Annotated in this window: 13 protein-coding genes; all 13 read left to right on the top strand. The window is 63.6% G+C overall.

All coding sequences use genetic code 11. From position 1 onward, the window contains the following. The first annotated feature begins 1 nt into the window (after position 1). The 13 genes from ACN0YL_RS08945 (at position 2) to frr (ending at position 14,586) form a co-directional block, all read left to right on the top strand. Positions 2-754: a biotin--[acetyl-CoA-carboxylase] ligase gene (locus tag ACN0YL_RS08945; RefSeq protein WP_417497737.1), complete on the top strand. Its 753-nt coding sequence runs from the start codon at positions 2-4 to the stop codon at positions 752-754. Positions 755-756: 2 nt separating this feature from the next. Then, positions 757-1,533 carry a type III pantothenate kinase gene (locus tag ACN0YL_RS08940; protein WP_417492209.1) on the top strand — a complete coding sequence of 259 codons (777 nt, stop codon included), beginning with the start codon at positions 757-759 and terminating at the stop codon, positions 1,531-1,533. Between the two features lie 47 nt (positions 1,534-1,580). Then, a complete protein-coding gene (locus ACN0YL_RS08935; RefSeq protein WP_417497784.1) occupies positions 1,581-3,197 on the top strand; it encodes a ribonuclease J in 1,617 nt (538 codons plus the stop codon). A 72-nt stretch (positions 3,198-3,269) separates the two neighbouring features. Then, positions 3,270-3,689, top strand: a complete 420-nt coding sequence (gene mce / locus ACN0YL_RS08930; protein WP_417492208.1) for a methylmalonyl-CoA epimerase — start codon at positions 3,270-3,272, stop codon at positions 3,687-3,689. Further along, on the top strand, positions 3,686-4,030 hold the full coding sequence (locus ACN0YL_RS08925; RefSeq protein WP_417497736.1) for a DUF1467 family protein: 345 nt from the start codon (positions 3,686-3,688) through the stop codon (positions 4,028-4,030). The genes mce and ACN0YL_RS08925 overlap by 4 nt, the downstream gene beginning before the upstream one ends. 96 nt (positions 4,031-4,126) lie before the next feature. Continuing rightward, a complete protein-coding gene (proS, locus tag ACN0YL_RS08920) occupies positions 4,127-5,461 on the top strand; it encodes a proline--tRNA ligase (RefSeq protein WP_417497735.1) in 1,335 nt (444 codons plus the stop codon). Next, complete coding sequence (locus ACN0YL_RS08915; RefSeq protein WP_417497734.1) at positions 5,454-6,773, top strand: lipoprotein-releasing ABC transporter permease subunit; 1,320 nt, start codon at positions 5,454-5,456, stop codon at positions 6,771-6,773. Before proS ends, ACN0YL_RS08915 begins: the two co-directional genes overlap by 8 nt. Further along, entirely contained in the window at positions 6,766-7,455 is a 690-nt protein-coding gene (locus ACN0YL_RS08910; protein WP_417492205.1) for an ABC transporter ATP-binding protein, read from the top strand. The genes ACN0YL_RS08915 and ACN0YL_RS08910 overlap by 8 nt, the downstream gene beginning before the upstream one ends. A 262-nt stretch (positions 7,456-7,717) precedes the next feature. Further along, complete coding sequence (gene dnaE, locus ACN0YL_RS08905) at positions 7,718-11,167, top strand: DNA polymerase III subunit alpha (RefSeq protein WP_417497733.1); 3,450 nt, start codon at positions 7,718-7,720, stop codon at positions 11,165-11,167. A 179-nt stretch (positions 11,168-11,346) separates the two neighbouring features. Further along, on the top strand, positions 11,347-12,192 hold the full coding sequence (gene rpsB / locus ACN0YL_RS08900) for a 30S ribosomal protein S2 (protein WP_417468094.1): 846 nt from the start codon (positions 11,347-11,349) through the stop codon (positions 12,190-12,192). A gap of 35 nt (positions 12,193-12,227) precedes the next feature. After that, entirely contained in the window at positions 12,228-13,166 is a 939-nt protein-coding gene (gene tsf, locus ACN0YL_RS08895; RefSeq protein ID WP_417492203.1) for a translation elongation factor Ts, read from the top strand. 54 nt (positions 13,167-13,220) lie between these two features. Continuing rightward, entirely contained in the window at positions 13,221-14,000 is a 780-nt protein-coding gene (gene pyrH / locus ACN0YL_RS08890) for a UMP kinase (RefSeq protein ID WP_417468098.1), read from the top strand. 19 nt (positions 14,001-14,019) lie between these two features. After that, on the top strand, positions 14,020-14,586 hold the full coding sequence (gene frr / locus ACN0YL_RS08885; protein WP_417492202.1) for a ribosome recycling factor: 567 nt from the start codon (positions 14,020-14,022) through the stop codon (positions 14,584-14,586). Positions 14,587-14,600: the final 14 nt, after the last annotated feature.

Below are 14,600 nucleotides of genomic sequence, written 5' to 3'. Positions count from 1 at the left end.
ATTGGCCGCGCCTGCGCCCCGCATTGAATGGCTCGACGAGACAGGCTCGACCAATATCGAGGCGCGTGATCGCGCCCTGGCCGGTGAGCGCGGCCCGCTGTGGATTGCGGCCCGGCGCCAGAACGCCGGGCGGGGACGTCGCGGCCGCGCCTGGCACAGTCTCGACGGCAATCTGTTCGCCAGCGGGCTCTATGTCTTCAACCGCTCACCGGCGCAGGCGGCAGAGCTGTCCTTCGTCGCGGCGCTCGCCGTTGCCGAACTCTGCGACATAGCGCTGGGCGACGCCGCGCGCACGCGGGTGAAATGGCCCAATGACGTGCTGGTGGACGGCCGCAAGGTCTCGGGCATCCTGCTGGAATCCGGAGCGGCGCCTGCCGGCGGGCTCTGGCTCGCTATCGGCATCGGGGTCAATCTCGCCGTCGCTCCCGATGACCTTGACCGGCCGGTGACCAGCCTGGCGCGGGCCGGCGGACGGCTGCAGCGCGAAGCCGCGCTGGAGCATCTCGCGGCGGCCTTCCAGCGCAATGTCGAGCTCTGGCTTCGCAGCGGCTTTGGCGCCATTCGCGACCAATGGCTGGCGCGGGCACACGGGCTTGGCCAGCGCTGTGTCGTGCGGCTCGACCATGAGACTCTGGACGGCGTGTTCGGCGATCTGGGGCCAGACGGAGCGCTGCGGCTCGACTTGGACTCAGGCCAGCACAGGTATATCTCCGCGGGTGAAGTGTTTTTCCCGGCCATGGGTGAGGAGAGCTAGACATGCTGCTCGCGATCGATTGCGGCAATACCAATATCCTGTTTGCCATCCATGACGGCAAGGACTGGCGGGCCCAGTGGCGCGCCGGCACTGACAGCAGCCGCACCGCTGACGAGCATGCCGTCTGGCTGTCGCAATTGATGGAATTGCAGGGGTTCAAATTCTCCGACATCAATTCGTGCGTGATCTCGACCGTGGTGCCGCAGGCCCTGTTCAACCTGCGCAATCTGTCGCGCCGCTATTGCGAGTGCGAGCCGGTTATTGTCGGTGAGCCGGGGGTGCGGCTCGATATCGAGGTCCGGCTCGACCGGCCGCAGGATGCCGGCGCCGACCGGCTGGTCAATGCGCTCGGTGCCCGGGCGCGCTATCCCGGCGCGCTGGTGGTCATCGATAGCGGCACCGCCACCACATTCGATGTCATTGGCGCCGACGGCGCCTTTGAAGGCGGTATCATCGCGCCGGGCATCAACCTGTCGATGCAGGCCCTGCACAGCGCGGCAGCGAAACTGCCACGCGTCGCTATCGCCAAACCGGCCCACGTGATGGGCAAGGATACGGTCAGCGCGATGCAGTCCGGCGTGTTCTGGGGCTATATCGATCTCATCGACGGGCTTGTCGAACGGCTCCGGGGTGAGTATGGCCAACCCATGACGGTGATCGCAACGGGCGGCGTGGTTTCGCTCTTTGAAGGCGCATCCCGGACGATCGAGCATTACGATCCCGATCTCACCATCCGAGGCCTGCTGGAGGTCTGGAAACTCAATGGCGGTGCCAATTGACCGATAGCATGTATTTCCTGCCACTGGGCGGTTCCAACGAAATCGGGATGAATCTGAACCTCTTCGGCTATGGGCCGGAGGAAAACCGCAAATGGATCATCGTCGATTGCGGCGTGACCTTTGGTGATCTCTCGACGCCCGGCGTTGACCTGATCATGCCCGATCCGGAGTTTATCGCCGAACGCCGCGATGACCTCGTCGGCATGGTGCTCACCCACGCGCATGAAGACCATATGGGCGCCGTGGCGCATCTGTGGCGCAAGCTGCGCTGCCCGATCTGGGCGACGCCCTTCACCGCCTGGCTGGTGCGCGACCGTCTGCGCGAATTCGGTCTGCTCGACGCTGTGACCCTGCACGAGGTCGGACTCGACAGCCGTTTCAATGTCGGCCCGTTCGATTGCCAGATGATCACGCTGACCCATTCCATCCCCGAGCCGAACGGCCTGGCGATCCGCACCCCTGCCGGCCTGGTGCTGCACACTGGTGACTGGAAGATCGATCCCGATCCGCTGATCGGCGAAGCCACCGACATCTCCGCGATCACCGCGCTCGGCGAAGAGGGCGTGCTCGCAATGATCTGCGACAGCACCAATGTCTTCTCCGAAGGCGAATCCGGCTCGGAAGCCGATGTCCGCGACGAGCTGATCAAGGTTGTCGGCGAGCAGAAGGGCAGGGTGGCGATCGCCGCTTTCGCCTCCAATGTCGCACGCCTGCAATCGGCCATCGAGGCGGCCGAGGCCAATGGCCGCCGCGTCTGCCTGGTTGGCCGCTCGATGCACCGCATGACCGCCGCGGCCAAGGCCGTCGGCATGCTCTCCCACGTCCAGGACTTCGTCGGCGAGGAAGAGGCGAGCACCTATCAGAAGAACCGCATCCTCTATCTGTGCACCGGCAGCCAGGGCGAGGAGCGCGCGGCGCTGTCGCGTATTGCCGCCGGCAATCACCGCAATGTCACCCTGACAAAGGGCGATACCGTGATCTTTTCCAGCCGGGTCATTCCAGGCAATGAGGTCGGTATTTTCGAGCTGCAGAACCAGCTGGCCGAGAAGGGCGTCGACATCATCACCGAGCGCGACCGACCGATCCACGTTTCCGGCCATCCCTGCCGCGGCGAACTGGCGCAAATGTATGCCTGGGCCAAGCCGAGCGTGGCCATCCCGGTCCATGGCGAGCGCCGCCATCTGCTCGAGCACGCCGATTATGCGCGCCGGCTGCAGGTGCCGCACTCGGTCTCGGTGCGCAATGGCGACATGGTCGAGATCCGTTCCGACGGCACCGCCTCCATCATCGACGAGGCGCCGGCGCGGCGTCTGCATCTCGACGGCAAGTTCCTTACCCCGGCGGATGCGACCTCGATGCGCGAACGCCGCCGTCTCGCCTCGGCGGGCTATATCGTTGTGGCCCTGGCGGTCGATGCCAAGGGTCGCCTGATTTCCGGGCCCGACATCAAGCAGGCCGGCCTGGCGGAAAGCGCAGTATTCTCGATCGATGATTTTCTCGATGCGCTGGAGACCTCGGCCGAGGAGTGTTTTGAAAAGCTGCATCCGCGCGTCAAGAAGGACGACGACCAGATCGAGGAAGAAATCCGCCGCGCCGTGCGGCGCACCGCCTACGGTATCTGGGGCAAGAAGCCGATGGTCGATGTGATGGTGCTGGCGGTTTAAGGAGCATTTTCAGCAAAAGTGGGTACCGGTTTTGCGGTTCGAAAATGCGAAAGACAGAAATTGGAGCGAGTGATGCAGGTCGGACGTCTCAATCATGTCGGGGTCGCGGTGCCGGATATCGAGGCCGCCAAGAAAACCTATGCCGATCTCTACGGCGCCACAGAAGCGACCGAGACCCGCGATTTCGCGCATCTGGGCGTGCGCGTCGCCTTCGTCAAGCTGGCCAATTCCGAGATCGAACTGCTCGAGCCGCTCGGTGACGACAGCCCGGTGCACAAATTCCTCGAACGCAACCCCAAGGGCGGCCAGCATCATCTCTGCTTCGAAGTGCCCGACATCATCGCGGCGCGCGATGATATGCGTGCGAAGGGCGCCACCGTGCTTGGCACGGGGGAGCCCTATGTCGGGGCCCATGGCGTTCCGGTGATCTTCATTCACCCCAAGGATAGCTGTGGCCTCTTGATCGAGCTGATGCAGGAGCCACAGCGATGATGAAATGGTTCGCCCGCACCGCAGTGGCTGGCGCTGCGCTACTCTGGCTGTCGCGCTTCTTTATTCGCGATGGCGGTGTCGGCATCGTCAACGGGCTGGTGGTCTTCCTGCTGATCTGGTGGGTGCTGCTCTTCACCATGCTGCCAATCGGCATCACCAGCCAGGAAGAGACCGGCGATGTCGTGGCCGGCAGCGAGCCGGGCGCGCCGATGCGGCCCAATCTGGCCAAAAAGCTCTGGTGGACGACCGCGCTGACCTCGGTGATCTGGATTGCCTACTTCTTCCTGATGCATAGCGGCGTGCTGGAACAGCTCACCCCGCATGGCGGCCGGTGGGGCTAGGGCGGCAAAGCGCAGCTCCAGCGTCGGGCCGCTGCTTGTAATCGGCGGCGGACGCGGTCTAATGACATTTGAACCCTGCGATACGGATATCGACTCATGCGCCTGTCCCGATTTTTCCTGCCCGTCCTGAAGGAAACGCCTTCGGATGCCGAGATTGTTTCCCATCAGCTGATGCTGCGCGCCGGCATGATCCGCCAGCAGGCGGCGGGGATTTATTCCTGGTTGCCGCTGGGCTGGAAAGTGCTGCAGAAGATCGAGCAGATCGTACGCGAGGAACAAAATCGCGCCGGCGCCATCGAATTGCTGATGCCGACGCTGCAATCGGCCGATCTGTGGCGCGAGAGCGGGCGCTATGACGATTACGGCCAGGAAATGCTGCGCATTGTCGACCGCAAGAAGCGCGAAATGCTCTACGGGCCGACCAATGAGGAGATGATCACCGACATCTTCCGCAGCTATTGCCGGTCCTACAAGGACGTGCCGAAACTGCTCTATCATATCCAGTGGAAATTCCGCGACGAGATCCGGCCGCGTTTCGGTGTGATGCGCGGGCGCGAATTCCTGATGAAGGATACCTATTCCTTCGATACGGACGAGGCGGCGGCGCGCAAATCCTATAACCGCATGTTCATTGCCTATCTCAACACCTTCACACGCCTTGGCCTGAAAGCCGTGCCGATGCGTGCCGATACCGGTCCGATTGGCGGCGATCTCTCGCATGAATTCATCGTTCTGGCCGAAACCGGCGAGAGCGAGGTTTTCTGCCATGCCGATCTGGTGGAGATGGGCGCACCGGGGCCGGACGTCGATTTCGATGGCGATTTGCAGCCGCTGGTCGATCAACGCACGGCGCTCTACGCCGCGACCGAGGAAATGCATGACGCGGACGCCTTCGCCGCCGTGCCCAAGGATCGCCAGCTTTCGGCACGCGGGATCGAGGTCGGGCATATCTTCAATTTCGGCACCAAATACTCCGAACCGATGAAGGCCAATCTGACCCATCCTGATGGTCAGGACCGTCCCGTCCACATGGGCTCCTACGGTGTCGGCGTTTCGCGCCTGTTCGGCGCGATTATCGAAGCGCATCACGACGAGAAGGGCTGTATCTGGCCCGACAGCGTCGCACCGTTTGATGTCGGCATTATCAATATGCGGGCCGGCGACGAGGCCTGCGACAGCGCCTGCGACGGTGCCTATGCCAGCCTCGTGGCCGCCGGTCTCGACCCGCTCTATGACGATACTGACAATCGCGCCGGCGCCAAATTCGCCACTGCCGATCTGATCGGCCTGCCTTACCAGCTGGTGGTCGGTCCGCGCGGGCTGAAAGAAGGCAAGGTCGAGGTCAAGATCCGCCGCTCCGGCGAGACGCAAGAACTGTCGCTTTCCGATGCCGTCGCGCGTCTGGCGGCGAAAGACTTTGCCCATGGCTGATGCGCCCGCGATCGATCCCGGCGGAGCGATGCCCTTCAGCCCCTATGAGTTCCAGATCGCCGCGCGCTATCTGCGGACCAAGCGCAAGAATGGCGGCGTCGCCCTGATCGCGATGATCTCCTTTGCCGGTATTGCGCTGGCGGTGACCGGGCTGATCGCGGTGATGTCGATCATGAACGGGTTTCGCAATGAGCTGTTCAGCCAATTGCTCGGCTTCCAGCCGCATGTCTTTGTCGACACGCGCATGGTCGAGCCGGAAGAGGTCGACCGCATGGTCGCCGAGATCGAGGCGCTGACCGGCGTCAAGAGCGCCGACCCGGTGGTGCAGGGCCAGGTGATGGCCTCGACGGAACGCGCCGAGACATTCCTGCAGGTGCTCTCGATCAGCCCGCAGGACCTTGCCGAGCTGGATGTGGTCAGCAGTGGCGATGATCCGCGAAGCATGACCGGTATCACCCACGGCTCGATCGAGGAGTTTGGCGCCGGCCGCAATGGCGGCGATGTCATCGTGCTTGGCACCGGCGTGGCGCGGCGTCTCAGCGTCAATGTCGGCGATTATGTCACCTTCCTGACGGCGCGCGGGGCGGCGACGTCCTTCGGCGTCGCGCCGCGGCACAAGGCCTATTATGTCGGCGCCCTGCTGGCTGCGGGCGTGTCGACGATTGACGACTCCATCGCCTTCATGCCGCTCGAGCAGGGCCAGCTCTTCTTTGGCCGTGAGCAGGGCATCGACATGATCCAGGTCCGGCTCGACGATCCACAACTTGCCGAGACCTTTGTCGCACCAATCGAGGCGATCGCCGGTCCGCAGGCCATGGTGTACGACTACACACGGCTGGACCCGGCCTTCTACAATGCGCTGCAATTCGAGCGCTCGGCGATGCGGCTGGTGATGACCATCGTCATCGCGATTGCGGCGCTGAACATCATTTCCGGCCTCGTCATGCTGGTGAAGAACAAGAGCCGCGACATCGCCATCCTGCGCACCATGGGTGCAACCCAGGCCTCGGTGTTGCGCATTTTCCTGATCGTCGGCGCCAGTATCGGCATGCTCGGCACGCTGGCCGGGATCATCCTGGGCATATTGTTCGTGATCAATGTCGGACCGATCCAGGACTTCATCACCTGGATCACCGGCGCCCAGGTCTGGGATCCGAGCGTGTATTATCTCTACCGCATCCCGGCCGATCTCGATTGGGGCGAAGTGGCCTTCGTCTCGATCTTCGGGCTTGCGGTCTCCCTGCTGGTGACGTTGCCGCCGGCCTGGCGCGCGGCCCGGCTCGATCCAGTCGAGGCGCTGCGCTATGAGTGAACCGGTTCTGGAACTGCGCAAGATCGAGCGCACCTATGTCACCGAGGCCGACGAGCTGCACGTGCTGCGCGGCGTCGATCTGGTCATGATGCCCGGCGAGATCGTCGGTCTGGTCGGCCCGTCCGGGTCCGGCAAGTCGTCGCTTCTGCACGCGGCCGGCCTGCTTGAACGTCCCGATAGTGGCGAGGTCCTGATCGGTGGCCTCGCGACCCGCGACCTGAATGACCGGCTGCGCACCGCCGTGCGCCGGCGCGATGTCGGCTTCGTCTATCAGTTCCACCATTTGCTGCCCGAATTCGACGCGCGCGAGAATATCGTTCTGCCGCAGCTGATCGCTGGCGTGTCGCAGAAGCGTGCCGTCGAGCGGGCGGATCAATTGCTCGCCATGCTCGGCCTGTCCGAGCGGGCGACGCACCAGCCAGCCCAGCTCTCGGGCGGCGAGCAGCAGCGCGTGGCCATCGCCCGCGCGCTGGCCAATTCGCCGCGCGTGCTGCTGGCCGATGAACCGACCGGCAATCTCGATCCGGCCACATCCTCAACCGTGTTCGAGGCTTTCCGCGATACGGTAAGAGAGCAGGGCGCCGCCGCCCTGGTCGCGACCCATAATCACGAAATCGCCGAGCGGATGGACCGTGTCGTCACCTTCGCCGATGGCCAGCTGACCGCCTATACCGGCCCCTGATCCGATCTGATCCGAGTCGATTTTTTCGACCGCCTGCTTGACGGCCTGCGTTTTCCATGAAAAGAACAAAACAGGAACACGCAAACCGAAGGGGTTCAACATGCGTCGTATGGTTCAGGATATCTCGGCAGCGACTGCCATTCTCGGCTTCGCCTGGATGATCACCATGTGGGGATCGGTTCTCGGCGCCGCCTGATCGCGCTAGAGTCCGGGATTCGACGGGCGATGGGTCTGTCGGTATCCGGATGGATTGACGGGAGCGGTGGCCGTGAGCACGAAACAGTCCTTTGTGCACCTGCGTGTCCGATCGCCCTATTCCCTGCTTGAGGGCGCGATCCGCATCCCGAAAATGGTCGAGGCCTGTCTCGCCCAGGATATGCCGGCGATCGCGCTCACCGACACCAATAATCTCTACGGAGCGCTGGAGTTTTCCGAATATGTCGCCGGCGCCGGCCTGCAGCCGATCATTGGCTGCACGCTGTCACTGCGGCTCGGTGATCCGCATCCCGGCGAGCGCGCGGCGCCGGATGGCACGATCGCCCTGCTGGTCCAGAATGAGGCCGGCTACCAGAATCTGATGGCGCTTTCGAGCGCCGCTTTCCTTGATGTCGATGGCAGTGAGGAACCGCATGTGCCGCTCGAGCGGGTGCTGGCCCATGCCGAAGGCCTGATCGCCCTGACCGGCGGTCCGGACAGCGCGCTCAACCGGCTGATCATCGCTGGCCGCAAACCCGAGGCGTCCGCCTTGCTGGACCGCCTTCAGTCCGCCTATGGCGACCGGCTCTATGTCGAGCTGCAGCGCCATGGCCTGGCCGACGAGCTCGAGGCCGAGACCTGGCTGGTGGATGAGGCCTATCGGCGCGAGCTGCCGCTGGTGGCGACCAATGAGGCCTATTTCCCCGACGCCTCGATGCACAAGGCGCATGATGCCCTGTTGTGCATTTCCCAGAGCTCCTATGTTTCGGTCACCGATCGCCGCCGCGTCTCGCCGCTGCACTATCTCTCCAGTCCGGACGAGATGAATGCACGCTTCGCCGATCTGCCCGAGGCGCTGGCGAATACGATCGAGATTGCGCGTCGCTGTGCTTTCCGGGTGCGCACCCACGCGCCGATCCTGCCAAGCTTTCCCACCGAGGCCGGCCGCGATGAGGGCGATGAGCTCACCGCGCGGGCGCATGAGGGTCTCACGGCGCGTCTGGCGGCCGGCGCCGATGCCGCGCCCGAGGAAGACTATCGCGCCCGGCTCGATTTCGAGCTCAATGTCATCAAGGAGATGGGCTTTCCCGGCTATTTCCTGATCGTTTCGGACTTCATCCAGTGGGCCAAGCAGCACGATATCCCGGTCGGGCCGGGCCGGGGCTCCGGGGCCGGCTCGCTGGTCGCCTATTCGCTGACGATTACCGATCTCGATCCCTTGCGCTTCGGTCTGCTGTTCGAGCGCTTCCTCAATCCGGAACGGGTCTCGATGCCCGATTTCGACGTCGATTTCTGCCAGGAACGGCGCGGCGAGGTGATCCGCTATGTGCAGGAGCGCTATGGCGCCGACCGCGTTGCCCAGATCATCACCTTCGGAACCTTGCAGGCGCGCGCCGTCGTGCGTGATGTCGGCCGCGTGCTGCAAATGCCGCTCGGCATGGTCGACCGACTCGCCAAGATGGTCCCCGCCAACCCGGCCAATCCGGTGACGCTGGGCCAGGCGCTCGATCTCGAGCCGCGGCTGAAGGAAATGCAGCGCAATGATCCGTCGGTGGCGGCGCTGCTGGAGGTGGCGTTGAAGCTGGAGGGCTTTTTCCGAAACGCCTCGACCCACGCCGCCGGTGTCGTGATCGGTGACCGGCCGCTGCATGAAATGGTGCCGCTCTATCGCGACCCGCGCTCGGACATTCCCGCCACCCAGTTCAACATGAAATGGGTCGAGCCGGCCGGCCTGGTGAAGTTCGACTTCCTCGGCCTGAAAACCCTGACCGTGATCGCCCGCGCCCTGCAATATGTCGCCGTCGCCGGCAAGGACGTGCCCGATCTGGAACATATCGCCTTCGACGATGCCGCGACCTTCGAACTGCTGGCCTCGGGCCATGCCATCGGCGTGTTCCAGCTGGAATCCACCGGCATGCGCGACACGCTCAAGAAGATGAAGCCGGATCTGATCGAGGATCTGATCGCGCTGATCTCGCTCTACCGTCCCGGCCCGATGAAAAATATCGACGTCTATGTCGACCGCAAGTTCGGCCGCGCCGAAGTCGATTGCCTGCACCCCGATCTCGAGGGCGTGCTGCAGGAGACCTATGGCGTCATCATCTACCAGGAACAGGTGATGCAGATCGCCCAGATCCTGTCGGGCTATTCGCTCGGCGAGGCCGATCTGCTGCGCCGCGCCATGGGCAAGAAGAAAAAGGAGGAGATGGACAAGCAGAAAGCCCGTTTCCTCGAGGGTGCCGAAGGGCGCGGCGTCAACCGCACCCAGGCCGGTTATATCTTCGAACTGGTGGCCGAGTTCGCCGGCTATGGCTTCAACAAGTCCCACGCCGCCGCCTATGCCCTGATCGCCTATCGCACCGCTTTCCTGAAAGCCAATTACCCGGTCGAGTTCATGGCCGGGCTGATGTCGCTCGACCGCGCCAATACCGACAAGCTCTCCGCCTTCTTCCAGGAAATCCGCCGGATGAAGATCGAGGTGCGGCCGCCGGATGTGAACGCGTCCGGCGCCGACTTCACCGTCGAGGAGGGCACGATCCGCTTCGCCCTCGGCGCCATCCGCAATGTCGGCTTTGCCGCGATGGAGCACATCGTCGAGGAGCGGACGGCCAATGGCCCGTTCAAGGACCTGTATGATTTCGCCGAACGCATCGATCCGCGCGACGTCAACAAGCGCACGTTTGAAAATCTGGCGCGAGCCGGGGCCTTCGACAGCCTCGATCCCGACCGGGCGCGGGTGTTCGGCGCCGCCGAAACGCTGATCTCGATGGCCCAGCACGCGAGCGAACAGCGCGAGAGCGCCCAGGCGAGCCTGTTTGGCGGCGGCGATAGCGATGCGGCGCTGGCGCGGCCGGTGATCCCCGATCGCGAACCCTGGACCGCCACCCAGCGGCTGGACGCGGAACTCGCGGCGATTGGCTTTTATCTCTCCGGCCACCCGCTCGATGATCTCAGCGAGCAATTGGCCAGCCGCGGCGTGGTTTTCCATGCCGAGGCGCCGGGGCGGGTCGCCGACGGGGCGACGGCGCTGCGGATGGCCGGCGTGGTGCGGCGGCGCCAGGAACGGGTTTCCAACAAGAATGGCGAGCGTTTCGCCTGGCTGACCCTGTCGGACCCGACCGGCGAATTTGAGGTCTTTCTCGCCTCCGAACTGCTGCAGGCCTCGCGCGATCTTCTCGAGACCGGCACGCCGGTCCTGGTCAATTGCCGCGTCGATTCCCGTGACGACCAGATCAGCCTGTTTGCCGACCGGCTCGAGGCGCTCGACCTGCAACACTCCGCCGACGGGCTGCGTATCCGGCTCGATAATGCCAAGGCGCTGGCCGGCATCCAAGTGCGGATGGAGCGGGCCGATACCCGTCCGGAGGCCAAGCGCCGGGCGGTGGTGCAGCTGCTGGTGCCGCTCGGCGATGGCGGCGAGGTCGAGCTGAAACTGGCCGGACGGCATTGCGCCGATGCGGCCGTGCAGGCGGCGCTGAAAGCGGTTCCCGGCGTTGCCTCGGTCGAGACGGTCTAGGCGACGGGCCCGGCTGTGGTGTTGAGCTGTTGCACCGCTTGCTATTGCACCACTTCAAACGTATAAGCCGCGCCATCCCGCACGCGGAGCTCGGAAGGTGTCAAAATCTTTCGCTCCGGTGCCGTCCGACGTCGGGCGGCTCCGCTCCGTGGAGGCCAACCGGAAAAAGGATATTATCGATGGCACTCCCTGAATTCTCCATGCGTCAGCTCCTGGAAGCTGGCTGTCACTTTGGTCACCAGACCCACCGCTGGAACCCGAAGATGAAAGATTACATCTTCGGCGCCCGCTCCAACATTCACATTCTCGATCTGTCGCAAACCGTTCCGCTGCTGCACCAGGCCCTGGTGAAAGTGCGCGATACGGCTGCCAAGGGTGGACGCGTGCTGTTCGTCGGCACCAAGCGCCAGGCCTCCGAGCCGCTGGCGCTCGCCGCCAAGCGCTGCGCCCAGTATTACGTCAACCACCGCTGGCTCGGCGGCACGCTGACCAACTGGCGCACCATCTCGTTTTCCATCGCGCGCCTGCGTGAACTGGAAAGCATGTTCGACAGCGAAGGCGGCCTCGGCGGTCTGACCAAGAAAGAACAGCTGATGCTGACCCGCGAGCGCGACAAGCTCGAACGCTCGCTCGGCGGGATCAAGGACATGGGCGGCGTGCCGGACCTGATGTTCGTGATCGACACCAACAAGGAAGCGATTGCCATCCTGGAAGCCAAGAAGCTCGGCATTCCCGTGATCGCCATCCTCGACAGCAATTCCGATCCGGACCTGATCGACATGCCAATCCCGGGCAATGACGATGCCAGCCGCGCGATCGCCCTGTATTGCGACCTGATTGCCGATGCCGTTCTTGATGGCATGACCGACAGCCAGATGGCGATGGGCGTCGATATCGGTGAAGCCGAAGCGCCGGTTGAAGTGCTGGTCGAAGAGACCGCTACCGAAGCCGCGGCCCCCGAGGCTGCTGCCGCTGCCGACGCTGTCACCGACACGTCGTCCGAATCTGACAAGACCGAAGCGTAAAGCCTCGATCACACCACAAGACCCAGGAGATACCGATGGCTGCGATTACTGCTGCTCTCGTGAAGGAACTGCGCGAGAAGACCGGCGTAGGCATGATGGATTGCAAGAAGGCGCTGACCGAAAATGGCGGCGACCTCGAAGCCTCGATGGATTGGCTGCGCAAGAATGGTCTGTCGAAAGCCGCCAAGAAGGCTGACCGCATCGCTGCGGAAGGTCTGGTTGCCGTGGCGACTGACGGTTCGACCGGCGCTGTTGTCGAGCTCAATTCCGAGACCGACTTCGTTGCCCGCAACACCGCCTTCCAGGCCACCGCCGGTGAAATTGCCAAACTGGCCCTGTCGGCCGGCAATGATGTCGACGCGATCAAGGCTGCGGCCATGGCGTCCGGTGCCACGGTCGACGACCACCTGACCAATCTGATCGCGACGATTGGCGAAAACATGTCCCTGCGCCGCGCCGCTTTGGTCACGGCCAATCCGGGCGTTGTCGCCAGCTATGTCCACAATGCTGTCGTCGACGGTATGGGCGCGCTTGGCGTGATCGTCGGTCTCAAATCGACCGGCGATGCTGAAAAGCTGGCCGAACTCGGCCGCAAAATCGCGATGCACATCGCTGCCGGCGCCCCGGCTGTCGCGCTCTCGGTTGATGTCGATGGCGTCGATGCCGCGATCGTCGACAAGGAACGCGAAGTTTTCGCTGCCCAGGCCCGTGCTTCCGGCAAGCCGGAAAATATCGTCGAGAAAATGGTCGAAGGCCGGATCCGGAAATTCTTCGAAGAAGTCGTGCTGATGAAGCAGGTCTTCGTGATGGATCCCGACCGTACGATTGAAAAAGTGGTGGCCGATGCGGCTGCTGAACTCGGTGCCCCGATCGAAATCACCGGCTTCGAGCGCATGGCGCTTGGTGAAGGCGTCGACAAGGGTCCCGAAGAAGACTTTGCTGCAGAAGTCGCTGCGGCAAGTGGCAAAGCCTGAGAATAACGGAGCGCCGGCGCTTTCAAGCGCCGGCGCTTTGTATATGCTGCGCTCGTGACCGATTCATCTTCATCCTCGCCTCAGCGCCCCGAAGCCACGCCGCGTTTTCGCCGCGTGCTTCTCAAAGTGTCCGGTGAAGCCCTGATGGGCGCCCGCACCAATGGTATTGATCTCGAAACCGCCAGCCATATATCCGGCCAGGTCGCCGATGCGGTCGCATCCGGCGTCCAGGTCTGCCTGGTGATCGGCGGCGGCAATATCTTCCGTGGCCTGTCCGGCGCGGCCAAGGGGATGGACCGCACGGCGGCCGACTATATGGGCATGCTCGCCACGGTGATGAACGCGCTGGCGATGCAGAGCTCGCTGGAGCGTATTGGCGTCCAGACCCGGGTTCAGTCCGCCATTCCGATGACGACTGTGTGCGAACCCTATATCCGGCGCCGCGCCATGCGGCATATGGAGAAGGGCCGCGTCGTCATCTTTGCGGCGGGAACCGGCAATCCCTATTTCACAACCGACACGGCCGCTGCCCTGCGCGCGGCCGAAATGGGTTGCGACGCCCTGTTCAAGGGCACCCAGGTGGACGGCGTCTACAGTGCCGATCCCAAGACTCACCCCGATGCCGAGCGCTATGACCAGCTCGATTATCTCGACGTGCTGTCACGCGATCTGAAAGTGATGGATGCCTCGGCAGTCTCGCTGATGCGCGAGAATGCAATTCCGATCGTGGTGTTTGACATCCATCAGCCCGGCGGGCTGGTGAATGTGTTGCACGGACGGGGCGTTTGCACCGTGATCGGCAAGGTCCGGTCCGAAACCGCGACCCGCGACTAACTTCAAAGAAGGCAGAGCCATGAGCGACGCGACCGATTACGACGAGGATGACCTGAAACGCCGCATGAGCGGTGCGGTTGATTCCCTGCGCAAGGAATTCGCGGGCTTGCGGACCGGGCGCGCCAGCGCCGGCCTGCTCGAGCCGATCCGGGTCGAGGCCTATGGCTCGCCGACGCCGCTGACACAGCTGGCCACCGTCTCGGTGCCGGAATCGCGCATGATCACCGTCTCGGTCTGGGACCGGGCCCTGGCGCCGGCCGTCGACAAGGCGATCCGCAACTCACCGCTCGGGCTCAATCCGATCATGGAAGGCCAGATGCTGCGCATCCCGATTCCGCCGCTCAATGAGGAGCGCCGCGCCGAGATCGCCAAGCTGGCCGGCAATTATGCCGAACAGGCCCGCATCGCCGTGCGCAATGTGCGCCGCGACGGCATGGACGGCCTCAAGAAGCTCGAGAAGGACGGTGTGCTGTCCGAGGACGAGCAGAAGTCCTTCGCCGAGGATGTGCAGAAGTTGACCGACGATGCGATCAAGCGCATCGATGAGAGCCTGAAGGCCAAGCAAGAAGAGATCATGCAGGTTTGATCGGCCTGCACTGC

The organism is Maricaulis sp., assembly GCF_048269565.1.
Lineage (GTDB): Bacteria > Pseudomonadota > Alphaproteobacteria > Caulobacterales > Maricaulaceae > Maricaulis.
Note: the sequence above shows the minus strand (reverse complement) of the source record. Positions and strands in the feature narration are given on the sequence as shown.